This is a genomic window from Streptomyces sp. NPDC055287 (genome assembly GCF_053646035.1).
On the sequence record NZ_JBSHNE010000017.1, the window covers coordinates 121,204 to 145,708 of the forward strand.

At 71.3% G+C, this 24,505-nt stretch carries 9 protein-coding genes and 1 pseudogene; 5 read left to right on the top strand and 5 right to left on the bottom strand.

The annotated features are described in order from the left end of the window. Positions 1-665: pseudogene (locus tag ACWIHY_RS25150) on the bottom strand (hypothetical protein); the annotation flags it as partial. A gap of 502 nt (positions 666-1,167) precedes the next feature. Further along, on the bottom strand, positions 1,168-2,649 hold the full coding sequence (locus ACWIHY_RS25155) for a flavin monoamine oxidase family protein (protein WP_454377931.1): 1,482 nt from the start codon (positions 2,647-2,649) through the stop codon (positions 1,168-1,170). 540 nt (positions 2,650-3,189) lie between these two features. Between ACWIHY_RS25155 and ACWIHY_RS25160 the strand changes: the two genes are divergently transcribed. Next, positions 3,190-5,583 carry a BTAD domain-containing putative transcriptional regulator gene (locus ACWIHY_RS25160; RefSeq protein ID WP_454377932.1) on the top strand — a complete coding sequence of 798 codons (2,394 nt, stop codon included), beginning with the start codon at positions 3,190-3,192 and terminating at the stop codon, positions 5,581-5,583. Positions 5,584-5,647: 64 nt separating this feature from the next. Here the strand turns inward: ACWIHY_RS25160 and ACWIHY_RS25165 are convergent, their stop codons facing one another. Beyond that, a complete protein-coding gene (locus ACWIHY_RS25165; RefSeq protein WP_454377933.1) occupies positions 5,648-7,246 on the bottom strand; it encodes an aspartate aminotransferase family protein in 1,599 nt (532 codons plus the stop codon). A 507-nt stretch (positions 7,247-7,753) separates the two neighbouring features. Here ACWIHY_RS25165 and ACWIHY_RS25170 point away from each other — a divergent pair. Next, a complete protein-coding gene (locus tag ACWIHY_RS25170) occupies positions 7,754-8,218 on the top strand; it encodes a flavin reductase family protein (protein WP_454377944.1) in 465 nt (154 codons plus the stop codon). Positions 8,219-8,300: 82 nt separating this feature from the next. Here the strand turns inward: ACWIHY_RS25170 and ACWIHY_RS25175 are convergent, their stop codons facing one another. Then, the gene (locus ACWIHY_RS25175) at positions 8,301-9,482 is read right to left on the bottom strand and encodes an acyl-CoA dehydrogenase family protein (RefSeq protein WP_454377934.1); all 1,182 of its coding nucleotides are present in this window, start codon (positions 9,480-9,482) and stop codon (positions 8,301-8,303) included. 210 nt (positions 9,483-9,692) lie between these two features. On the opposite strand from ACWIHY_RS25175, the gene ACWIHY_RS25180 reads away from it, so the two are divergent. Together ACWIHY_RS25180 and ACWIHY_RS25185 are read left to right on the top strand one after the other, a co-directional pair. Then, on the top strand, positions 9,693-10,277 hold the full coding sequence (locus tag ACWIHY_RS25180) for a maleylpyruvate isomerase N-terminal domain-containing protein (protein WP_454377935.1): 585 nt from the start codon (positions 9,693-9,695) through the stop codon (positions 10,275-10,277). A 90-nt stretch (positions 10,278-10,367) separates the two neighbouring features. Beyond that, entirely contained in the window at positions 10,368-11,123 is a 756-nt protein-coding gene (locus ACWIHY_RS25185; RefSeq protein ID WP_454377936.1) for a thioesterase II family protein, read from the top strand. A 133-nt stretch (positions 11,124-11,256) separates the two neighbouring features. On the opposite strand, the gene ACWIHY_RS25190 is transcribed toward ACWIHY_RS25185, so the two are convergent. Further along, complete coding sequence (locus ACWIHY_RS25190) at positions 11,257-11,649, bottom strand: YybH family protein (protein ID WP_454377937.1); 393 nt, start codon at positions 11,647-11,649, stop codon at positions 11,257-11,259. 255 nt (positions 11,650-11,904) lie between these two features. Between ACWIHY_RS25190 and ACWIHY_RS25195 the strand changes: the two genes are divergently transcribed. After that, a partial coding sequence (locus tag ACWIHY_RS25195; protein ID WP_454377938.1) for a type I polyketide synthase occupies positions 11,905-24,505 on the top strand: 12,601 nt, incomplete at its 3' end.

Here is a 24,505-nt window from a genome sequence, read left to right on the forward strand (position 1 = left end):
GGCGGTCGTGGGGGGCCACCCCCACCAAACCCCGCCGGTGCCGCCCCTGACGCCCGCGCGGCGCCGGGCCCCGGGGCCCCGGGGGGGGCCCCCGGCCCGGGGGGGGGGGGGCACCGCCGTCTCAGCCGGCCGCTTCGCCCAGAGATGTCGAAGTCGTCTGCGGTCCCACCGTGCTGGAGCGGATCCCGGCCGGCCGCTCCGAAGGCGATCATCATGGGCTCGCCCTTGGCGATCGTCACATCACCGAGCTCGACATCCTCGATCGCGCAGCACATCGGGAGGTTCGCGAACGGCGCCTCCAAGCGCGGGGTCTCCTCGACCAGGTCCTGCCACGACGCGGCGCCGTCCTTCAGCAGCTTCACTTGACCGGGGTGGCTGAGCAGGGCGTGAATGGCGTGGTCGAGAAGGCTGACGGCGGTTTCGTGCCCCGCGGTGAACATCAGCAGGATGGAGTCGACCAACTCCCGTTCAGTGAGCCCGGATCCGCTGTCCTCGTCGCGTACGGTGATCAGCCCGCTGGTCAGGTCGTCCCCCGGCCGTTCCCGCTTGACGGCCACGAGTTCGCCCATCAGGGCGTACAGATCACGCTCGTTCCGCTTCGCGTCCTCCAGGGAGGCCGAGGGGTGCGGCACTGCGTGCACCAGCCTGAGCAGCTCTTCGCGCATGCTCTCGGGGATGCCGAGCAGTTCGGAGATGACCTGGGTGGGCAGCGGGTAGGCGAACTCCGCACGCAGGTCGACCGGTTCGTTTCCGGGCGATCCGGCGATCCGGCAATCCGGTCCAGCAGTTCGCCGGTGATGGCCTCGATGCGTGTTCGCAGGGCGGCGGCAACTGCTTGACCCGTTCGTAGTCGGTCACAGCCCAGACGACCGCCCCGCCCGGCAGCTCCACCTGTGTGGCGCGCCTCCGGCTGCGCAGCCGAGCGCCCTCGCCGTGGATGTCACGGCCGGACGGGTCGATGACGAATGGGCAGTACCGCTTGCTCACCGGTGCTCCAAGATGTCGGCGGCTCACGTGCGACGTGAGCGACTCGGAAGGTCCGGGTCGCAGCTGTCGGTCATGGGTCGGCCCCCGCACCCGAGGGGGGTCCCAGGGTGCGGGGGGCGACATGTACGCGGAGCGGACCGGGCAGGCCCGGTCGCGCGGACGGAGGTGGGGAGTCGGTGGCTAGGCCCGGCGGGCGAGCGCCGCGTCCTTCAGCGCGGCCCCGCTCACCTGTTCCGCGGCGCGGCGGCCCGACTCGATGGCCCCGTCCACGAACCCGTGCCAGACGCTCGCGAGGTCGCCGCCGGCGAACGCGATGCGGCCGTACGGCTGCTGAATGGCGGGAAGTTGCCGCAGCAGCTGGTTGGGACGGCGAAGGCCCTGCGCGCCGCGGGCGTACGGGTCCGAACCCCAGTCGTGCGACTTGGCCGACACGACTTCGGCCGTCGGCAGGTACTCCCGTACGGCGGCCTGGACCTGCCCGAGGTTCTTCGGGTCGAAGGTCGGGTCGAAGGCGAAGCCGATCATGAGATGGCCGTCGTTCAGTTTGCTGAAGGGGAAGAGGCTCTCGATCCGCTGGCCCTCGTACCCTTGGCAGAGCGTCAGCGGCTCCACGCCGCGGACGTGTATCCACAGCTTGACGGTCCGGCGTACGCCGATGCCCTCAGTGGCCGCGTCGGCGTGCACCTTGGGCAGCCCGGGGGCGAACTTGATGGTGTTCCATACGTTCGACGGCACGGCGACGATCACCCGTGAGGCCTCGAACGTACCGCTGTTGCGGGTGACGACCGAGACCCCTCGGCCGGTGTCGGCCACGGCGGTGACCGGCGTGTTGAGGCGCACGGTCACCGGCTCGTCGGCCAGGATGGAACGCGCCAGGCCGCTCATGCCGCCCGCGCCCGGGCGCTGCGACATCAGTGAGAACCAGCCGTCGGCGTTCCAGCCGGTGTGGGCCCACCACTGAGCCAGGGACGTGAGTGCGCCGTCCTTGCTGGAGCCGCCCGCGAAGCCCGCGACCTGAGAGCTCAGCCAGCCCGCGTCCTGCGCGTCGAGATTGAGCCGGGCTATGCGGTCGTGCAGCGACAGCGGGTCGATCGAACGCAGCAGGTCCTCGCGGAACAGCGGGTCCCTGGGACGCTCGAAGTACTGCTGGGAGCCCTCGAACAGCTTCCCGAGCAGCTCGCCCAGCCGGCCGAAGACCTCTTCGGGCTTGAAGGTGGTCGGCCCGGCGGCGGTCGGGTAGATCGCCAGCTCCGGCTGGAGCTCCGGAAGCAGCGGGACTCCGTACCGCTTCAGTTCGTCCATGGCGAACGTCTGGGCCGGGTGGATCCACTGACCGCCGAGTTCGATCTGCCGGCCGGCGAAGTTCTCGGTCCACGTACGGCCACCCACCCGGCCGCGCGCCTCCAGCACCAGAGTCCGCAGCCCCCGCGCCTGCAGCTCCCGGGCGGCGGTCGCTCCGGCGAATCCGGCCCCGACGACGATGACGTCGTAGCGCCTCCTGACCTCCGCCTCGGTGGGGGCGGGGTTTGCGTGTGCCGCGCCGGTGAGGGCGAGCGAGCCGGCCGAAGCGGCCAGCGCGGTCAGGCCGCCGGCTTTCAGTGCCGTGCGGCGTCCCACCGTGCGCTGTGCGCCGGCGAGCAGTCCGGTTCTGTCGAATTTCAACGAAGTCTCCTTGTAGTGCCGGCCGAGCACATAGCGATTCAGCCCGTTGGTATTCCGGTGCGAACGTAGCGGAGGTACACCGAAAGGTGGCTCAATATGTATTCACGGTCCGGTAATTGATTACCTGTGAGTACGTGATGAGCAGCCGGTTTCCGAACCGTGAGTGATCAAGGGGTGGGAACCGGGGACTGGAACCGGCCCCTCTGTCTCATATCGCGGGACACCCGTGTTGTGCGAGTGAGCCTCGGGGTGCAACGGCTTCGGTGATGCCGGACACATCCCCCCCGGCGGAGGTTGCCGCATGATGTCGTCCCTGTCAGTCAGAAGGGGAGCGTGTAGGGTCAAGATGCGTCCAAAACGCGAGATCGCAACGCGCGTTGAGGGGCCTTCGCGCAACGACTGTGGTGGACCGTGAGTAACAGGCCCGCTCGGACCGGGTCGTTGCGTCAGGGGGGACGGACGCATATGGGGGAGCACGATGCTGTGCATGGCGCACCGCACCATCTTGGAGCGTCCTGCACGTAGTTCCGAGGGGGAAGCATGCAGATCCAGATGCTGGGGCCGCTGGAAGTCGTCGCCGACAACCAGCCGATTCCATTGGGGGGCACGAGACAACGTGCGACTTTGGGCTTTCTGCTCCTGCAGGCCAACAGAGTGGTGGCAACCAGCCAATTACTGAAAGCGGTGTGGGCGGCGGACGACGCTCCCAGTTCGGCGCGGAAGATTTTGCAGAACGCCGTCTGGGGGCTGAGGGGAGTGCTCCATACCCGCGGTTCCGAAGGCCGCGGCTCACCGGCCCTGCTCACCCAGGCGCCCGGCTACATGCTGCGCGTGGAACCCGACCAGGTGGACCTCTTCCTCTTCGAGCGCCACGCGGCACGGGGCCGGGCGGAGCTCGCAGCGGGTAAGCCCGATGCCGCCGCACGGTCACTGAAGGAGGCGCTGGGGCTGTGGCGCGGTCCGGCGCTGGCCGACCTGGTCGAGACAGGCATCTCCTGGATGGAGCTGTCGGCACTGCAGGGCGCCCGTGTCGACGCCATGGAGGACTATTTCGAGGCGGAACTCGAGCGCGGCATGCACCACTCCGTGCTGGGGGAGCTGGAAACCCTCGTTGAGAGCGAACCCTTGCGGGAGCGGGCCTGCAGTCAGCTGATGCTGGCGCTGTACCGCTGCGGCCGGCAGGCCGACGCGCTGAACGTATACGGCCGAATACGCTCCGCCCTGGTGGAGAACCTGGGACTGGAACCCGGTCACGAGCTGCGCATGCTGCAACAGGCCATCCTCACCCACGACGCGGTCCTCGCCTCGCGAGAGGTCGCGTCCCACCACGACCTTGCGCGCGACTCCGGCCCCGCCGACCAGGCGGTCCTGCTCCGAGACGACGTGAGCGGTTCGGCCGGCGGGGCCCGCCCCCCGGTGGCGGAGCCCGGCGCGGGCACGACGGATGGCGGCTCCGCGGCCGAGCGGGGCAACACCGTACCCGCGACGACCACCGCCGGGCCCAGGGCCGTGGTCTCCGAGCGCAGGCGGATCAGCGTCCTTCTGCTGCGCACGGAACTGGGGCCGCAGCCCGGCGGCGGTGGGATCGAGTCCGTGGACCGGCTGCTCCGGGACACGGCCGCGGCCGTCAAGGAGGAGGTCGAAGGGTACGGCGGCGCCGTCGCCGCATCGATCGGCTCCTTCTCGCTCGCCCTGTTCGGCGTGTACCGCAGCCGCGAGGACGACCCGGAACGCGCCGTAAGGGCCGCTGTGGCCATCAGGGAGCGGCTCGCGCCGGCCGAGCGCCTGGCGGTGCACGCCGCGGTCGACACGGGCGAGGCCCTGGTGCGCTACTCGCCGGACGACGAGCACGCACCGCCCTCGGCCATGGGCTCGCTCATGGACGATTGCCAGCGGCTGCTGGCCCTCGTGCCGCCCGGGGAGATCCGGGTGAGCGACCGCGCGTGCCGGGCCACCGAGACCGACATCGAGTACGAACCGGCGGAAGAGCCGGCGGGCGGCTGGCGGGTCAGGGGCGCCGATGAGGCGTACTCCGGTCACCACGCCGTGCCCATCGTCGACCGCGAAATCGAACTCGAAGTCCTGCGCGGCCTGCTGGAGCTCGCCAGGCACCGGTCGGCTCCGCATCTCGTGACGCTCCTCGGCGAGGGCGGTGTCGGCAAGACGCGGTTCGTCATGGAGCTGGAGCACCGGATCACGGGCCGGCCCCACACACCACTGTTCCTGTCGGCCCGCGCGCCTGTCGCCCATGGCAGCCACCCGCTTTCCGTGCAGATCGAGATATTGGCGACTTGTTGCGGGATCCGGGCGGGGGACTCGGGCAAGACCGCGCGGGCCAAGCTCGCCAGCACCCTGCACCAGCTCGTCCAGTGCGAGGAGACGGCGGGCAGGCTGCTGCCGTCTCTCACCCCGCTGGTCGACCCGGAGGGGGCGGAGATCCGTCGGCCTCAGGTGTCCGAACTCCTCAAAGCGTGGTACGAGTTCGTGGGGCTGGCAGCAGAGGACCGCCCGCTCGTGTTGGTCGTCGATGATCTCCACCGGGCCGACGACAGGCTGCTGGACTGCGTGGAACATCTGCCACGGGCGGTGGGACCGGTGCCCGTAGTGGTGATCGCGGCCGCCCGGCCCGAGCTGCTCCTGAGGCGTCCGGAGTGGGGCAGCGGCAGCCGGCAGGCGACCACTCTCACCCTCGAACCCCTCTCACCGGCAGCGGAGAGCAGGCTTCAGGAACTCCTGCTCTCGGCCGCGCCCGGCGAAGCACAGGGCGCGGCCGGCAGCAGGTCCCGCGGTGCCCTCCCGGCAGGCAGCGACCGTTCCGGCCACCGTTCGCCCCGTTCGATGCTGCGGCTCGAAGCGCCCCGCCCCTCCAGAAGCAACGGAAGCGGTGGGCACACCGCCGCCGAACAGATCCCGGCGCAGCGGCAGTACACGTAACGCGCACATCGGTGACACCCCCGGCTGTCCGCCCTTCCACCGGAAGGGCGGACAGCCTCGGTCGTTACGCCGCCCTGCCGGTCAGGCGCTCCTCGTCCTGGGAACGCAGTATCGCGGCCACGTCCCGCAGCGCGGAAGCCAGCCGACCGATTTCCTCGTCGTTGAGAAACACCGAGGGTGCGAACCTCAGGGTGTGTCCGGCGCTCGCGGTGGGGAACGTCCGAACCCGGTGCTCCCGGAGCAGATATCCGGCGACGGTGTATCCGATCAGCCCCGACTGTGCCCCTTCGCGGATCACCCGCGACGCGGAACCCGACTGGTCGCGGAATTCGAGCCCGAGCATCAGGCCCTTGCCGCGCACGTCCGCCACCACGTCGGGGAAATCCGTACGGATCTCCTCCAGCGCGTCCTTCAGTCGCGTGCCGCATTCACGCGCCAGCCGGTACGCCCGGCCGTCACCGTCCTCCAGCATTTCGATCACCTTCAGGGCGATCGGGGTGGAGAAACCGTCCTTGGCGAACGTCGAGCTGTGGACCAGCTCGAACTCACTGCGATAGCGGCCGCCCCGGACCAGCATCACCGAGCACTTGGCGAGCCCGCCGCCAAGGCTCTTGGCCAGCACGTAGTAGTCCCCGCGCAGACCGATCAGGGAGCTGGCGAAGAACGCGCCGGTACGGCCCATTCCGCTCTGGATCTCGTCGATGACCACCGGGATACCGGCTGCCTCGCACTCCTGCTGGATCGCGCTCGCGAATTCCTCGGAGACGGGGACGATGCCGCCCTCGCCCTGGATCGGCTCCAGGAGAAATCCGGCGATGAGGGGCAGGTCCCGCTCGACCACACGGACGCTGCCGTCCGCCGCCACGATGTCCAGCAGGCTTGCCCGCTCCTCCGAGACGGCCTGCTTGAGAAGGTCGGCGCGATCGAGCGGAAGGAACCGTGCCCGGCCGGCCAGCGCGCCGAACGGGGCACGGTAGGCGGCGTTGTGGGTCAACTGCACACTGCCCACGAGTTTTCCGTGGAACGAACCCTCCAGGGTGAGGAAGACCGGCGGCCTGGACAGCGCTCGGTCGTTGTGACCCGCCACCTCCGCGGCCAGGCGCTCGAAGCCCTGGGCACCGTCCGCGCGTTCACGCTCACCGACCCCCGCGCGTTCGTACGCCGCGGGCGGCACTGTCGCATCGCCTGCCAGTACAGCGGCCCGCGCGCGGGTGGCGTTCGCCTCCAGCTCGGCCACCAGGTCCCGTACCTTCAGCACTCGGTCGAGCTCCGCGTGCTTGACCGCGGCCTCGATCGCTTCGGCGCCGCTGTTGGCGAATATGGCCGAGTACGGTTCCTCCGTCCCTGCTTCGCGCTGGATGATCCGGTTCAGCGCCGCGGCGACCTTCTCGGCGTAAGGGTGCCGGGAGAACTGCGCGTGGACCGGCGACAGGCCGTCCAGCAACTGCTTGGCGTACGCCACGATCCCGGGGTTGTTGTGGCCCAGGATCAGCGAACCGTAGCCTCCGGCGGCGTCGAGGACCGGTACTTCGCGGCCGTCCTCGCCGCGGAGATACAGGGTGTTCCCCTCGGCGCGCACGTACTCGACATCGAGTCCGACGGAGGCGAGGAAGCCAAGCAGATAAGGCTCCGCGAGTCCCGGTTCATCGGATACAGAATTCATGGCGACATCCCCTTATTCGGATACCGGGACCTTACCCGCGGTTCGGTCGGTTATCGGAATGGAGAGTCACGCTGCGGTAATCGCGGCCGGTGAGGTCCGGTGAACTAGGGGCAGAGCATGGTTACTTAGGGGTGGGCGGGTGCCGGTAAGCGGTCCGTTACATTGACCGGGTGTTCTCATTCCTGAATTCCGAAAGAGGCGACATGATTTATATATCGGCGGCAGCGGACCTCATGGGGCCGCGTATCAGGGGGATTGCCGACGAGGGTGAGGGGGAATCCGTCGGCACCCATTCCGCCGCGGGCTACCTCTCGTTGATCCTGGGGCGCCCGGAGGCCGGGCCCGTGGATCGTTCGCAGGTGCCCGCTGCCACCCGGACGATGGGCCGATGACGTGGCGGACAACGGACACACCTCCCACCGGCCGGCCGGCCGTACGTCCCTGCTCCCTGCCCCGAACGGCTCGGCGCTTCCGGCTGCAGCCACCTCCGCCTCGCTGCGCGATGTGATGTCCCGCTTCGCCACGGGCGTCGTCGTCATCACCGTCGGCGGTGAGCACATTCACGGGATGACGGCCAACGCCTTCAGTTCGGTTTCGCTCGACCCGCCGTCGGTACTGTGCTGCATCGCCCACAACGCGGTCATGCACGGCGCGATCACCAGGGCGCGGCGGTTCGCCGTCTCCATCCTCGGCGCCGAGCAGGAGGAAACGGCCCGTTTCTTCGCCGACAAGGCGCGCCCGCTCGGACCCGAACAGTTCGACAAGGTCGACTGGCTGCCGGGAGCGCACAGCGGGGCGCCGCTGCTGTCCGGCGCACTGGCCTGGCTTGAGTGCGAGCTCGCAGAGGCGCACGAGTCCGGAGACCATTCGATCTTCACCGGCTCCGTGTTGAACTCGGTCCGCGGGCCCGGAGATTCCGGCCTGCTGTTCTTCGAGGGCACGTTCCAGCGGCTCGCACCACCCGCCCGCTGATTTGCGTGGTGCCGACCTCTCAATGCCGGTGATCCCGGCGGCCGACCGGCCGCCGGGATCACCGGCATTGAGGGACGAGGGTCTAGAGGAACGGGGTCTCCGGGTCCAGCCCGAGCAGTACCCGTCCCTGCACCTCCAGGTTCGCGTTGAGCTGCGCCAGCGCGTGCAGCGAGAAGCCCTGGATGTCACGGTGGAACCGCTGGATGTGCACGCTGCGCCGGATCACCGATCCACCGCTCGCGTTGAAGAGGAGCTCGACGGCTTCCTTGCTGAGCTGCGAGGCGAAGGCGGTCTGGCCGCGTACGCCGGCCTTCTCCTCCAGGGTCGGCTGCTCGCCGACGTCGGCCCGCTCCTGAAGGACGCGCAGCCAGCCGTCGGCAAGCCCCTCGGCCGCGGCGATCTTGTTGGCCGCGGTGGCCACGTGGATCTGGGTGAGCGGGTGTTGCGTCTGGTCCTCCCAGGCGGTGTAGGTGATGCCCCGGCCGGGAAGCCGCTCGAGGAACAGTTCGTACGTGCCCTTCGCGATACCGATGAACACGGCGGCGGCCAGGGCCATCACCTGGCTCACCAGACCGTAATTGCGGCCCGTGGCGCCGGTGTTGGAGCGGTCTCCGGTGGCGCTGAAGATCAATTCCTCGAACCGGGCCACGTGGTGGGCCGGGATGAAGACGTCCTTGGCGGAGGAGGTCGCGCTGCCGGTGGCGCAGCCCGCGGTCACGTCCCAGTCGTCGACGACCGTCATCTCGGACATCGGCAGCAGGGCCATGGCCTCCTCGACCGAGCCGTCCGGGTGTTCCAGCATCGCCGTGGCGAAGTTCCACTCGGCGCCGGGGCAGCCCGAGTTGAACCGCCAGGTGCCGTTGAGTACGTAGCCGCCCTCGACGGGCTTGAGCGTGCCGGTCGGCGCGAAGGCGCTGGAGATCTTGACCGATCCGGAGGCGAAGACCTCCTCCTGCGTCCGGTCCGGGTACAGGGTGGCGGCCCACGCGCTGGTGGCCCACACGAAGGCGACCCAGCCCGTCGAGGGGCAGCCGCGGGAGACCTCGGTGATGACCTTGGCCTGGTCGGCCAGATCGAAGTCCAGGCCGCCGAAGCGACGGGGCACGGCGATCCGGAAGACGCCGGCCTTGTCCAGGAGTTCGATGTTCTCGTCCAGGATCCAGCGTCGCTTCTCGGACTCGGCTCCGTTCTCACGGAGCGTCGGAACGATGTTCCGTACGGCCTCGAGTACAGATTCAAGCTCTTCGTTGACACTCTTGGGCATTCAAGCTCCTCGGTCGTCACATTCCGGCGCCGAGCGTACGTGAGGCCGATCGGAATTCGATGTGTGCGGAGTCTGGGTGTGGTAAGCGACCGGCCAGCACATGGCAATTACTCGGCAATTACCGGTGGATTGCCGGGTGATGGGCATGAAGGTATGCCGGGCCCCTTCTTCCGGCGTCTGCGTACCGAGTGATGTGACAGCATGATTGCCATGACAAACTCATGGCCCGACCGGGTTGTTGCCGCTGCCGCCGACTGCACCGCCATTCTGGAAAAGGCGGCCGACGGCGACTGGTCAGTCAATGCGCAGGACAGTGACTGGTCCTGTCGGTACGTCCTCGACCACATGGCCCTCGGACTGATCGGTTACGCCGGGCTGGTCATCGCCCAGCCGTCCGACCGCTTCACCGGAATGCTCGCCGCCTTCAACGAGCAGGCTCCGATCCCCGTCTGCCTGGAGGGCGTACGGATCTCCGCGACGGTCCTGGCCTCCGCCGTCCGCGAGGCCGGGCCCGACCTTCGCGCCTTCCATCCGTGGGGTGCCTCCGACGGCCCCGGCTTCGCCGCCATGGGTGTCCTGGAGACGGTCGTCCACACGTACGACATCGCGGTCGCGCTCGGCCTCGGCTGGGTTCCCGCGGACGACCTCTGCGCACCGGTCGTGGAACGGCTCTTTCCTGACGCGCCGACCGGTCACGCACCTGCCGGGACACTGCTGTGGTGCACCGGCCGCATCGCGTTGCCCGGCCTCCCGCGACGGCCCGACTGGGGCGGCTGGGACGGCACCGTCCGCTGACGGCCCCACCCGGCGCACCGGCATACAGGACGCCACCACGCCACCACGGCACAGCGGCGCATGCACAGGCACAGGCACAAGGAGGAACAGATGGGCGAGGAGTGGTTCCGGCGGTACAGCCCCGCCGCGCAGCACGAGGTGAGGCTTGTCTGCTTCCCGCATGCCGGCGGAGCGGCAAGCTCGTTCGTATCCCTCTCCCGCAAACTGAGCCCCGCCGTCGAGGTGCTGGCCGTGCAGTACCCCGGGCGGCAGGACCGCCGGCGCGAGGAGCCGATCGCGGACATCGCCCGGCTGGCGGACCTCCTGGCGGACGCGCTGGAGTCGGAATCCGGCAGTCCGTACGCCTTTTTCGGCCACAGCATGGGAGCCGTCATCGCCTACGAGACGGCTCGCCGGCTCGCCCCGCGACCGGGTCCCGGCCCCGTGCGGCTCTTCCTGTCCGGGCGGAGCGCGCCGGAGACCCAGCCTGATCCCCTCGACCGGATGCGGGACGACGCGGATGTGATCGCGGCGATCCGCAGACTCGGCGGGACCGGCGCCGCCGTTCTGGACGACCCGGAGATCATGGAAATGGCCATGCCGGCCCTGCGCGCCGACTACCGGGCGATCGGGTCCTACGCGTGGGTCCCTTCAGCGCCGCTGGACTGCCCGTTCAGCGTGCTTGTAGGTGACTCGGACCCGGTGGTGCCGACCGCGCGGGCTGCCCGGTGGAGCGCCTTCACCACCGCCGACACCCAGGTACGGACCTTCCCCGGGGGGCACTTCTACCTCGACGGTTGTACGGACGCGGTGGCCGGCACCATCACCGCAGCGCTCGACGTGGGGGTCCGGGCGAAGAGCGCGTGACCGACGGCGCTGCCCCTGCACGCCCTTGGCGTCGACGCCGGGACGAACGGCCTCCGGCCCCTGGGGCATGGCCTCCGCGCACCTGTAGCCCCCTCGGTCGCCCGAGGGGGCTGCAGTCGCTTTCCGGCAAGTGTCAGCTGCCGTGCGGATAGTCGATGGCGAAGCGCCACTTCCCGTCCGCACCCAGACGCAGCACGTCATTGCCGACGCCCTCATGGACCTCCGCGACGCCCTCCGCGTTCGTGACGTCGATCCGCCAGTCCACGATCAGCAGGGCGGCGTCGCCGGCCACGTACGAGTGGCGGAGCGTGGCGGTCATCCTGGGGCCGAGCGCGAGGAATTCGGCGAGGGCCTGCTTCCGCTCCTCCCCGGTGACCGGCGCGTCCTGCTCCCAGACCGAGACCGCCGTGTCGGTGTAGAGCCGATTGACCAGCTCCGGGTTGCCCGAGTTGAAGGCGCGTACGTAGAGCTCGGTCTGCAGTGTGGCGTCGTCGGTGAGCTCGAAGTTCTCCAAAGTGGTGGCCATGGCGAAAATGGTCCTGCTTTCTGTTCGGCCGTAAAAGGCGGCTTCTGATATCTCCCGAAGAATATCCCCGGGTATCTCACGCACCCTCCATCGTCAGGTAACCAGCTACTCATGAATTACTGGCGGATGATCGAATGCCGGGCCATTACCAGGCATATTCGAGGGCAATGCGGGAGATAGGTAGGGTCGTTCATGGATAGAAATTTCTCGCTATTCCATGAGACGGAAATCGGTAGTCTGTTGGGGGCTTCAGTGATGAAAAGGCAGCTGGGCGCGACGAGTGGGGACGCGGGCCGGAAGGGCGAGGCCATCGCCGTCGTCGGCATGTCCTGCAGGCTGCCCGGGGCTTCGAGCCCGGCTGCTTTCTGGAAGCTTCTGAGGAACGGCGAGAGCGCGGTCACCGACGTGCCCGCCGGCCGGTGGGAACCGGCGGCGGACGCGGGCGCGGACACCCCGGAGAGCCGCTCTTTGGGGGAGAGCGGACAGCACACCGGCGACGGGGTCCGCCGCGCAGGCTTCCTGGACCGGGTGGACACCTTCGACGCGGCCTTCTTCGGGATCTCGCCCCGCGAGGCCGCCACCATGGACCCGCAGCAGCGGCTGGTCCTGGAGCTGGCCTGGGAGGCGCTCGAGGACGCCGGGATCGTACCCGCAACCCTGGCCGGCAGCCGCACGGCGGTGTTCGTCGGCACGCTGCGCGACGACTACGCGAGCCTCCTCTATCAGTACGGCAGTCAGGCGATCACCCAGCACACCATGGCCGGGGTCAACCGCGGCGTCATCGCCAACCGGGTCTCGTACCACCTGGGGCTGCACGGGCCGAGTCTCACCGTCGACGCCGCACAGTCCTCCTCGCTCGTCGCTGTGCACCTCGCCTGCGAGTCGCTGCGCGCCGGCGAGTCCTCCATGGCCATCGCTGCGGGCGTGAACCTGAACATCCTCGCCGAGAGCGCTGTCGCCGAGGAGCGTTTCGGCGGCCTGTCCCCGGACGGCACCGCGTACACCTTCGACGCCCGCGCCAACGGATTCGTGCGCGGCGAAGGCGGCGGAGTCGTCGTACTCAAGCCGCTCTCGCAGGCTGTCGCCGATGGCGACACGATCTACGGTGTGATCCGCGGCAGTGCCGTCAACAACGACGGCGCCACCCCGGGCCTGACCGTGCCCAGCGTCGTCGCCCAGGAGGAAGTGCTCCGCGAGGCCTACCGCAAGGCAGCGGTGGACCCCGCCGCGGTGCAATACGTGGAGCTGCACGGCACCGGCACGCCGGTCGGCGACCCGATCGAGGCCGCCGCGCTGGGCGCGGCGCTGGGCGCGGCCAAATCGTCCGGCGAGTTGCTGCTCGTCGGCTCGGCCAAGACCAACGTCGGTCATCTGGAAGGGGCGGCCGGTATCGTCGGTCTGCTTAAGGCGCTGCTCAGCCTGAGCCACCGCGAGATCCCGGCGAGTCTCAACTTCCGTACGCCCAACCCTGAGATTCCCCTGGACGAGCTGCGCCTGGCGGTGCAGCGCGAGCTGACCGACTGGCCGCACGACGACCGGGAACTCGTCGCGGGAGTCAGCTCGTTCGGCATGGGCGGCACCAACGCGCACGTCGTGCTGAGCGAGGGCCCGACACCTGACGGAGAGCGGCCGGGGGAGCGGCCGACGCCGGTCGCCGGACGGACCGTACTGCCCTTCATCGTCTCCGGGCGGGCGCGGGAAGCCCTGCCCGCCCAGGCCGGGAGGCTCCGCGACACCCTCGCCGCCGACGAGAGCCTCCGCGTCGCGGACGTGGGCTGGTCGCTGCTCTCGACCCGGACCACCTTCGACCACCGCGCGGTCGTCCTCGCCGAAGACCGTGCCGAACTGCTGCAGGGCATCGAGGCGTTGGCGACCGGAGCCCCTGCGGCCGGCGTGGTGTCCGGCGCCCCCGCACCGGGCGGCCTGGGTGTCCTGTTCACCGGTCAGGGCGCGCAGCGCACCGGCATGGGACAGGAGCTCTACGAGGCGTTCCCCGCGTTCGCCGCGGCCTTCGACGCCGTCGCCGCCGAGCTGGACCCGCTGCTGGAACGCCCGCTCCGGGACGTCATCGCGGCCGGCGACGACCTGGACCTGACCGGTTTCACCCAGCCCGCGCTGTTCGCTGTCGAGGTGGCGCTCTACCGGCTCGTCGAAGCCTGGGGTGTCACTCCGGACCGGCTCGCCGGACACTCCGTCGGAGAGATCGCCGCGGCACACGTGGCAGGCGTGCTCTCGCTCCCGGACGCCGCCCGCCTTGTGGCGGCGCGTGGCCGGCTGATGCAGGCCCTCCCCGCCGGTGGCGCGATGATCGCGGTAGGCGCCCCGGAGGCGGAGCTCCTGCCCCTGCTGGCCGGCCGCGAGCACGAAGTCGCCGTCGCAGCCGTCAACGGCCCTTCTTCCGTTGTCCTTTCGGGCGACGAGAACGCGGCCGTCGCCCTCGCCGGGCTCCTCGGACAGCAGGGTCGCAAGACCAAGCGGCTGACGGTTTCGCACGCGTTCCACTCGCCTCGCATGGAACCGATGCTCGACGCCTTCCGTGAGGTCGTGGCCGGTCTGGAGTTCAAGGAGCCCCGGATCGCCGTCGTGTCCACGGTGACCGGCCGGGCCGTGACGACCGGCCAGTGGAGTGACCCCGAGTACTGGGTGGACCAGGTCCGGCGCCCTGTGCGGTTCCTGGACGCCGTGCGCACCATGGAGGCCGCAGGAGTCACCACGTTCCTGGAGCTCGGGCCCGACGGTGTCTGCTCGGCGATGGCCGCCGACTCCGTACTGGACGCGGCGGCCACGGCAGCCGTCCCCGCCCTGCGCCAGGGGCGCCCCGAGCCGCAGGCGTTGCTCTCGGCTCTCGCCACAGTTTTCGTCCGCGGCCGATCGGTGGACTGGTCGGCGGCCTACCGGGACACCGGTGCACGCCGAGTTCCCCTCCCGATGTACGCCTTCCAGCGCGAGCGGCACTGGGTCGACGGGACCGCCCGCTCTGCCATCGCCCCGCGGCGGCCTGCGACAGCCCGTGACGGCGCCGCCTCCGGTGGCCGCACCGTCACCGGCACACCGTACGGGAACCTCGGCGAGCGGCTCGCGCGCCTCGGCGACGCCGAACGCAGGCGCGAGGTCGCCGAGCTCGTCGGCGTCCATGCAGCGGCCGTACTGGAGCTGGGAACCGCCCAGCGGATCGAGACAGGCAGGACCTTCAGAGAGCTGGGCTTCGACTCCCTCATGTCGGTGGAGCTGCGCAACACCCTCGCAGCGGCCACCGGCCTGCGCCTGGCGAGTGGGCTGCTCTTCGACCACCCCACACCCGCCGCGCTCGCCGACCACCTCCTCGCCGGCCTGACCGGCCTCGCCGACGACGTCGGTACGGACCTCTTCACGCCCCAGGACGGCTCCGCCGACGAGCCGATCGCGATTGTCGGCATGGGCTGCCGCTACCCGGGCGGCGTGGGATCCCCGGATGACCTGTGGCGGCTGGTCGCCGCGGGCGGCGACGCCGTCTCGGGCTTCCCCGTCGACCGTGGCTGGGACGAGGACCTCTTCGACGCCGACCCCGGCCACAGCGGCAAGAGCGCGGTGCGCGAAGGCGGCTTCCTGCACGACGCGGCACTGTTCGACGCGGGGTTCTTCGGCATCTCGCCGCGTGAGGCGCTCGGCATGGACCCCCAGCAGCGGCTGCTTCTGGAGACCGCCTGGGAAGCCGTGGAGCGGGCGGGCCTCGACCCCGGGACGCTCAAGGGAAGCCGTACCGGCGTCTTCATCGGCGCGACCGCGCTCGACTACGGGCCGAGGATGCATGATGGCGCCGAAGGCGTCGAGGGCCACCTGCTGACCGGCACCACGCCCAGCGTGATGTCCGGCCGCATCGCCTATCAGCTCGGCCTCATCGGCCCGGCCGTCACCGTCGACACCGCTTGCTCGTCCTCCCTTGTCGCGCTCCACATGGCCATACGCTCCTTGCGGCAGGGCGAGTCGACGCTGGCCATCGCGGGTGGCGCGACCGTCATGTCCGCGCCGGGCATGTTCGTGGAGTTCTCCCGCCAGCGCGGACTGGCGGCCGACGGCCGCTCCAAGGCCTTCGCCGCCTCCGCGGACGGCACTTCCTGGGCCGAGGGTGTGGGGCTCCTGCTGGTCGAACGTCTCGCCGACGCCGAACGCAACGGCCACCAGGTGCTCGCGGTGATTCGCGGCAGCGCCGTCAATCAGGACGGCGCGTCCAACGGCCTCACCGCTCCCAACGGCCCCTCCCAGCAGCGCGTCATCCGTCAGGCGCTCACCGACGCCGGCCTCACCCCCGCCGACGTGGACGCCGTCGAGGCGCATGGCACCGGCACACGGCTCGGCGACCCCATCGAAGCCGAGGCGCTGCTCGCCACCTACGGCCAGGGCCGCGGCGAACTCGAACCCCTGTACCTCGGCTCGCTGAAGTCCAACATCGGCCACGCCCAGGCCGCGGCCGGGGTCGGCGGTGTCATCAAGATGGTCGAGGCGATACGTCACGGCGCTCTGCCCCGCACCCTCCACGTCGACGAGCCCACCGGCCATGTCGACTGGCAGGCGGGCGCGGTCGAGCTCCTCACCGAGCAGCGCGCCTGGCCGGACACCGGCCGTCCGCGCCGCGCAGCCGTCTCCTCCTTCGGGATCAGCGGCACCAACGCCCATGTGGTCATCGAACAGGCCCCCGAGCGCGCGCCGGAACGGGCCCCCGCACCGGTCTCACACGACACCCCGGTGAGCGCCCCCTGGGTGGTCTCCGCCCGCGAAACGGAAGCCCTGCGCTCCCAGGCCCGGCGGCTGCACGCCTTCGCCGCCGGCCGGACGGACCTTGACGTCGCCGCAGTCGGCCGCTCGCTGGCCGCCCGTACGGTCTTCGAGGAGCGTGCCGTTGTCACCGGGGTCACCACGGAGGACTACCTCAGCGGCCTCGAAGCACTCGGCCGCGGGGCACCGGCCCCCGGTCTGCTGACCGGCAGCGCCGCCCACGCCGGCTCGACCGCCTTTCTCTTCACCGGCCAGGGGGCCCAGCGCACTGGCATGGGGGAGGAGTTGTACGCGGCGCATCCGGTCTTCGCTGCCGCGCTGGACGCGGTGTGCGCCGAACTGGACCCGTACCTCGACAGACCGCTGCGGGAGGTCATCGCGGCAGGTGACGACCTGCACCTGACGCGTTTCACCCAGCCCGCGCTCTTCGCCGTCGAAGTGGCGCTGTTCCGGCTGCTGGAGCACCACGGGGTCATCCCCGGCCTGCTCGCGGGTCACTCGGTCGGCGAGCTGGCCGCGGCCCACGTGGCGGGAGTCCTCTCCCTCAAGGACGCGGCGAAGCTCGTCGCAGCCCGTGGCCGGCTCATGCAGTCGGCCCGTGAGGGCGGCGCCATGATCGCGATCCAGGCCGAACCCGACCTGGTCGTCATGTCCCTGGAGGGGTACGAGGGCCGGGTCGCCGTAGCGGCCGTCAACGGTCCCACCGCCGTCGTCATCTCGGGCGACGACACCGCGGCCGAGGAGATCGCGGCCGGCTGGAGCTCGCGCGGCCACAAGACCCGGCGACTGCGGGTGAGCCACGCCTTCCACTCCCCGCACATGGACGACATCCTCGCCGAGTTCCGGGAAGTGGCCGTGGGGCTCGACTTCCACGCGCCCCGGATCCCGGTCGTCTCCACCGTCACCGGCGCTGTCGCCACTCCGGCCGAACTCACCTCCCCCGACTACTGGGTGGAGCAGATCCGCGCCACCGTACGTTTCCTCGACGCCACTCGCACCCTGGAGGAACAGGGCGCCACCGTCTTCGTCGAGGTCGGACCGGACGCGGTCCTCACCGCCATGGCCACCGACTGCTTCGGCACCGGGAAAGCCACCGCGATCCCCCTGCTGCGCGGCGGCCGCCCCGAGGCCGAGACCTTCGCCGCGGGCGTGGGCGCCGCCCATGTCCGCGGCGCTGCCCTGGACGCCGCCTCCTTCTCCCCCGGTGCGACGGCGCGGTACGAGCTGCCGACGTACGCCTTTCAGCGCGAGCACTACTGGCTGCCGTCCCAGCGCCCGGCCGACGCGCACGCGCTGGGTCTGGACCCCGCGAGCCACCCCCTGCTGTCCACCACCGTCGACCTCGCGGACCGCGACGACGTGCTTCTCGCCGGGCGGGTCTCCCTGGCCGGCCACCCCTGGCTCGCCGACCACGCCATCAACGGAACCGTCCTGATGCCCGCGACCGCCTTCCTGGAACTCGCGGTCGCGGCCGGCGACCACGTCGGTGCCGGGCAGGTCGAGGAGCTCACCCTGGAGACGCCGCTGGTCCTGCCGGACAGCGGAGCCGTCAGGATCCAGGTCGCGGTCGGCAGCCACGGCCCCGCCGGCAGCCGGCCGTTCAGCATCCACTCGCGTCCGGAAGCCGGCGAAGAGGAGTCGCGGCCGTGGACCCGCCATGTCTCCGGCGTCCTCGCAGACGGCCCGGCCGCCCCCGGCCCCGACCAGCGAGCCTGGCCGCCCGTGGACGCCGCCGCAGTACCGCTGGAAGGCGTCTACGCGCGCCTCGCCGACCTCGGTTACGAGTACGGCCCCGCGTTCCAGGGACTGACCGCCCTGTGGCGTGATGGAGAGGACGTCCTCGCGGAGGTGAGTCTCCCCCAGGAGCACCGCGACAGCGCCTCGCGCTTCGGGGTCCACCCCGCCCTGCTGGACGCCGTACTCCACCCGCTCGTGCTGGACGCGGCGGGAGCCGGGGCGCCCGACGAGATCCGGCTGCCGTTCGCCTGGACCGGAGTGACCCTGCACGCCTCGGGCGCGACCGCGCTGCGCGTACGGATGACGCCCACCGGCCCGGACACGGTCGCCCTCACCCTCTCCGACCCGACCGGGGCACCGGTGGCGGACGTGGAGTCCCTGACGCTGCGCCCGGTCGCCAGGGAGCAGGCCGCCCCGGACACCGGCCGCCGCATCGACGCGCTGTTCACCGTGGAGTGGCCGGCCGTCACCGCACCGGAGGCCCGACGCGCGATGCGTCTGACCGAAGACCTCACCGCCGACGGGCACGCGGACGCCGTCGTCGTACGGGCCGACCGCTGGGCGCTCGGCCCGGACCCGGCCGCTGCCGCGCGCACCGCGACCGGCCGGGCGCTCGGGATCATCCAGCAGTTCCTTTCGGACGAACGGTTCGACGCGTCCCGGCTGGTGTTCGTCACCCGCCACGCGGTAGCCGTGCGTACCGGCGAAGACGTCACCTCGCTCGCCACCGCGCCACTGTGGGGCCTCGTCCGGTCGGCGCAGTCGGAGCACCCGGGGCGCCTGCTGCTCGTCGACCTCGACGAAGCCGCGGCGACCGACCCGGCCGGCCCCGACGGTCCGGGCCCGGCGGACGGTTCCACCGCGCTGCTCGCCGCAGTCGCCGCGGCTGTAGCGGGCGAGGAGCCCCAACTCGCCGTACGGGCCGGCAGGCTGCACGCCCCGCGTCTCACGCCCTCCGCAGCTCCGGCCGAGAACCCCGCCGCCCGCCTCGACCCCGACGGCACGGTCCTGGTCACCGGCGGCACCGGTGGCCTCGGCGGGCTGGTCGCCCGCCACCTGGTCACCCGCCACGGGGCGCGTCGCCTGCTGCTGAGCAGCAGGCGCGGACCGCGGACACCGGGAGCGCAGGCGCTTGCCGACGAACTCACCGAGCTCGGCGCCGAGGTCACCGTCGTCGCCGCGGACGCGGCCGACCCCGACGGCCTCGCCTCGCTCCTGGCCCTCGTACCCGCGGAGCACCCGCTGACGGCCGTCGTCCACACGGCCGGCGTCCTGGACGACGCGACCGTCGAGTCCCTCACCCCCGAGCGGCTGGACGCCGTACTGCGGCCCAAGACCGACGCCGCCTGGAATCTGCACGAACAGACCCGCAACAGCCCGCTCGCCGCCTTCATCCTGTTCTCCTCCGTGTCGGGACTGCTCGGCACGGCCGGTCAGGCCAACTACGCGGCGGCCAACGCAGGTCTGGACGCCCTCGCCGCCCACCGTGCCGCCACGGGCCTGCCCGCCACCTCCCTGGCCTGGGGACTGTGGGACGGGACGCACGGCATGGGCGGCACGCTCGGCGACGCCGACCTCGCCCGGTGGGCCCGTGCCGGGATCGCGCCACTCAGCCCGGCGCGAGGCCTCGCACTGTTCGACGCGGCGCTCGCCGGGCAGGGCGCCTTGTACGTCCCCGCCGCGTTGGACCCGGCCAGGAGCCGGGCCGCCGACGGGCGCCCGCCCGCCCTGCTGCGCGGGCTCGTCCGGGGCCGTCCGCGCCCCACCGCGCGGACCGGCGCGGCGACCGGGGAGGGTGTGCCCGGCTCGGTCGGCTCGTGGGCACAGCGGCTCGCCGGGCTCCCCGAGGACGAGCGGCTCGCCGTTGCCGTGGAACTTGTACGTGATGTTGTCGCCGGGGTGCTCGGACACGCCGATGCCGCCGCCGTCGATCCGGAACGTGCCTTCAACGAGCTGGGCTTCGACTCCCTGGGCGGCGTGGAACTGCGCAACCGCCTCAACACCGCCACGGATCTGAGACTGCCCGCGACAGCCGTCTTCGACCACCCCTCGCCCGCCTCCCTCGCCGCCCATCTGCTGACCAAGGTGTCCGGGGCGAAGCCAGCCTCAGGCATCCCTGTCCGCCGCGCCGCGACGGCCACCGACGACGAGCCGATCGTGATCGTCGGCATGGCCTGCCGTTACCCGGGCGGCGTGCGCTCACCCGAGGACCTGTGGCGGCTCGTCGCCGACGGCACCGACGCGATCAGCGAGTTCCCCGTCAACCGCGGCTGGGACCTGGACGCGCTCTACGACCCCGACCCGGAGAAGACCGGCACGTCGTACGTCCGGCACGGCGGCTTCCTGCACGAAGCAGACCAGTTCGACCGGGAGTTCTTCGGCATCTCGCCGCGCGAGGCGACCGCGACCGACCCGCAGCACCGGCTGCTGCTGGAAACCGCGTGGGAGACGTTCGAAAGCGCGGGCATCGACCCGGCGGTCGTACGCGGAAGCAGGACGGGCGTGTACACCGGCGCGATGTACGACGACTACGCCTCCCGGCTGGACTCCACCCCTGAGGGATTCGAGGGTTTCATGCTCGCGGGCACCCTCTCCAGCGTCGTCTCCGGCCGGCTGTCGTACACCTACGGCCTCGAAGGCCCCGCCGTCACGGTCGACACCGCCTGTTCCTCCTCTCTGGTCGCCCTGCACCTGGCGGCGAACGCCCTGCGGGCCGGCGAGTGCGACCTCGCTCTCGCGGGCGGCGTCACCGTGATGGCCGGCCCGAGCGTCTTCGTGGAGTTCTCCCGGCAGCGCGGGCTGTCCGCGGACGGCCGCTGCAAGTCCTTCTCCGCCGCCGCGGACGGCACCGGCTGGTCCGAGGGCGTCGGTCTCCTCCTCGTCGAGCGCCTCTCGGACGCCCGGCGCAACGGCCACCACGTGCTCGCCGTACTGCGCGGCTCCGCCGTCAATCAGGACGGCGCGTCCAACGGCCTGACCGCGCCCAACGGGCCGGCCCAGGAACGCGTCATCCAGCAGGCGCTCGCCGCCGCCGGACTCGGCGCGGCGGACGTCGACGCCGTGGAGGCGCACGGAACGGGCACACGCCTGGGCGACCCGATCGAGGCGCAGGCACTGCTCGCCACGTACGGGCAGGGCCGGCCCGCCGGCCGGCCGCTGTTCCTGGGCTCCCTGAAGTCCAACATCGGCCACGCCCAGGCGGCGGCGGGAGTCGGCGGCGTCATCAAGATGATCGAGGCGATGCGGCACGGCGTACTGCCACGAACCTTGCACATCGACGAGCCCTCACCGCACATCGACTGGTCCCAGGGCGCGGTCTCGCTGCTCACCGAGGAGACCGCCTGGCCCGCCGTGGACCGTCCGCGCCGCGCGGCGGTGTCCTCCTTCGGCATCAGCGGCACCAACGCCCACGTCATCATCGAGCAGCCCGCGCCCGAGCCGCCCGCACCCGCCGCGCCGGCCGGACCCGGCGGGGGAACCGCCGCGGTGTGGCTCCTGTCCGGCCGGGACGAGAGCGCCCTGCGTGCGCAGGCCGGACAGCTCCACCAGTACGCCACCCGCCATCCGGAACTGAGCGCCGCCGACCTCGGCTGGTCGCTGGCCACCACGCGTGCGCTGCACGACCGGCGGGCGGCGATCGTCGGGACCGGCCGCGAAGAACTCCTGCGGGGCGTCGAGGCCCTTGCCCGCGGTGAAGCCTCGCCCGCTGTCGTACGCGACGGCGACGGGACCGGCGGCACCGGCGCGAGCACGGTCCGGCGCGGGAAGACCGCGTTCCTGCTCACCGGGCAGGGCTCCCAGCGGCTGGGCATGGGCGCGGAGCTCTACGCGAGCTCGCCGGTTTTCGCGGCGGCCCTGGACGCGGTGTGCGAACAGCTGGATGCCCGGCTCGTACGGCCGCTGAAGGACGTGCTGTTCGCCCCGGAGGGCTCGGCCGACTCGGCACTGCTCGACCAGACGGCATTCACCCAGGCGGCCCTGTTCGCCGTCGAGACAGCGCTGTTCCGGCTCGCCGAACACCACGGCCTGACGCCCGACTTCCTGCTGGGGCACTCCATCGGCGAGGTCACCGCCGCCCATCTGGCGGGAGTCCTGGACCTGACGGACGCCTGTGTCCTGGTGGCCGAGCGCGGCCGGCTGATGCAGTCGGCACGCGAGGGCGGCGCCATGGTGGCCCTCCAGGGGGCGGAGGCCGAGGTCCGCGCGTCCCTGGTCGGATACGGCGACTCCGTCGCGATCGCGGGCGTCAACAGCCCGATGTCCACTGTCATATCCGGCGACGAGGCAGTGGCCGAGGAGCTGGCGGCCCACTGGCGCGGGCGCGGCAGGAAGATCCGGCGACTGCCGGTGAGCCACGCCTTCCACTCCCCGCACATGGAAGAGGTCCTGGAGGAGTTCGCGGCCGTCACGGCCGGCCTCACCTTCCACGAGCCGAAGATCCCGGTCGTCTCCAACGTCACGGGCACCCTGGCCACAACCGAACAGCTCGCCTCACCCGGCTACTGGGCCCGTCACATCCGCGACGCCGTCCGCTTCATGGACGGCGTACGCCATCTTGAGACCCAAGGGGTCACCGACTGGCTGGAGCTCGGCCCCGACGGCGTTCTCACCGCGCTCGCGCAGGAGTGCCTGACCGAGGAGGCCGGATCGCTCACCCCTGTCCTGCGCAGGGGCAGGAGCGAGACCCACACCTTCGGCGCGGCTCTCGCCCGAGTGGCGCTCCGCGGCACAAAGCCCGCGTGGGAGACGGTGTTCCCCGCAGCCCGGCAGGTCGGCCTGCCCACCTACGCCTTCCAGCACGGGCGTTATTGGCTGGAGGCCTCTTCGACCGTGGGTGACGCCGCCGGTTTTGGCCTGGACTCCGCCGTGCACCCGCTGCTCGCCGCGGGAGTCGCCCTCGCCGACCGGGACGAGTACCTCTTCACCGGCCGACTCTCGCGACACACCCACCCGTGGCTGGCCGACCACGCCGTCGCCGGGTCGGTGCTGCTGCCCGGCACCGGTCTGCTGGAGCTGGCCGTCCGGGCGGGCGAACAGGTGGGAGCCGGCCGGGTGGAGGAGCTGACGCTCTCGGCTCCGCTGGTACTGCCCGAGCGCGGCGGCGTACGGCTGCAGATCGTCGTCGGCGCGCCCGACGGATCCGGGCGCCGGAAGGTGGACATCCATTCCGGCTCCGACGGCGGACCGGACGACGATCCGGCGTGGACACTGCACGCCAGTGGCTTGCTGATCGCCCCGGAGGAGCCGGCTGCGGGGGAGCCCTTGACGGTGTGGCCGCCGGCCGGCGCCGACGAGGTGGACCTCGGCGGTGCGTACGACCGCCTGGCCGAGCAGGGGTACGGATACGGTCCCGCGTTCCAGGGGCTGCGCCGACTGTGGCGGAGCGAGGGCGAGCTCTTCGCCGAGGTCGCCCTGGCTGACGAAGAGCGTGCGCAGGCCGGCCGGTTCGCTCTCCACCCGGCGCTCCTCGATGCCGCACTGCACACGCTGCTGCCGGGCGTCACCGAGGAGGGCGGCCAGTCCTGGCTGCCGTTCTCCTGGTCCGGTGCAAGTGTCCACTCCACCGGCGCGTCGGTACTTCGCGTCCGGCTCGCGCTGCACAGCCCCGATCCCGGTTCGCTTCTCGTCTCGCTCGCCGTGGCCGACGGCGCGGGCGCTCCGGTGGCGACCGTGGATTCGCTGTTGCTGCGACCGCTGTCCAAGGAGGCGCTGCGCGCGGCAGGCAGCTCGGCCGACGACGGTCTCTTCCGCGTCGTGTGGACGGCCTCGCAGGACCGCGGCCCTGCTCCGGCGGGGGACAACGCGAACTGGGTGGTTCTCGGCGAGCGGTTCGGGAGTGTGCCGCCGGTGGTGGTTCTTCCGTTGGTGCCGGGGTCTGGTGAGCCAGGTGGGTCTGGTGGCTCTGGTGGGTCGGTTGATGTGGCGGTTGCGGCGCGTGGGGCTGCGGGGCGGGTGCTGGGGGCCGTTCAGGGGTTTTTGGCTGATGAGCGGTTGGTGGATTCGAAGCTGGTGGTGGTGACGCGTGGGGCTGTGGCAGCGGGTGCCGGGGAGGGTGTGACCGATCTGGTGCATGCGGCGGTGTGGGGTCTGGTGCGTTCGGCCCAGACGGAGAACCCCGGCCGCATCGTCCTGGCCGACATCGATGACGAGGAAGCTTCGTACGAGCTGCTCGCGGGTGCCCTGGCCACTGGAGAACCGCAGTTGGCCGTACGCGATGGAGCCGTGCTCACGCCTCGCCTCGCCCCGGCCCAGCCGAATCCGGATCCGGCTGTGCCGGGGCCGTGGTGGGGCGGGGGCACGGTGTTGGTGACTGGTGCGACTGGTGCGTTGGGGGGTGTGCTGGTGCGGCATCTGGTGGTGCGGCACG

What these genes read in the sequence shown, in the direction of transcription:
- ACWIHY_RS25160 (WP_454377932.1), top strand. Translation starts at nt 3,190, where the DNA reads ATGCAGATCCAGATGCTGGGGCCGCTGGAAGTCGTCGCCGACAACCAG.
- ACWIHY_RS25175 (WP_454377934.1), bottom strand. Translation starts at nt 9,482, where the DNA reads ATGCCCAAGAGTGTCAACGAAGAGCTTGAATCTGTACTCGAGGCCGTA.
- ACWIHY_RS25170 (WP_454377944.1), top strand. Translation starts at nt 7,754, where the DNA reads ATGTCCCGCTTCGCCACGGGCGTCGTCGTCATCACCGTCGGCGGTGAG.
- ACWIHY_RS25190 (WP_454377937.1), bottom strand. Translation starts at nt 11,649, where the DNA reads ATGGCCACCACTTTGGAGAACTTCGAGCTCACCGACGACGCCACACTG.
- ACWIHY_RS25165 (WP_454377933.1), bottom strand. Translation starts at nt 7,246, where the DNA reads ATGAATTCTGTATCCGATGAACCGGGACTCGCGGAGCCTTATCTGCTT.
- ACWIHY_RS25185 (WP_454377936.1), top strand. Translation starts at nt 10,368, where the DNA reads ATGGGCGAGGAGTGGTTCCGGCGGTACAGCCCCGCCGCGCAGCACGAG.
- ACWIHY_RS25180 (WP_454377935.1), top strand. Translation starts at nt 9,693, where the DNA reads ATGACAAACTCATGGCCCGACCGGGTTGTTGCCGCTGCCGCCGACTGC.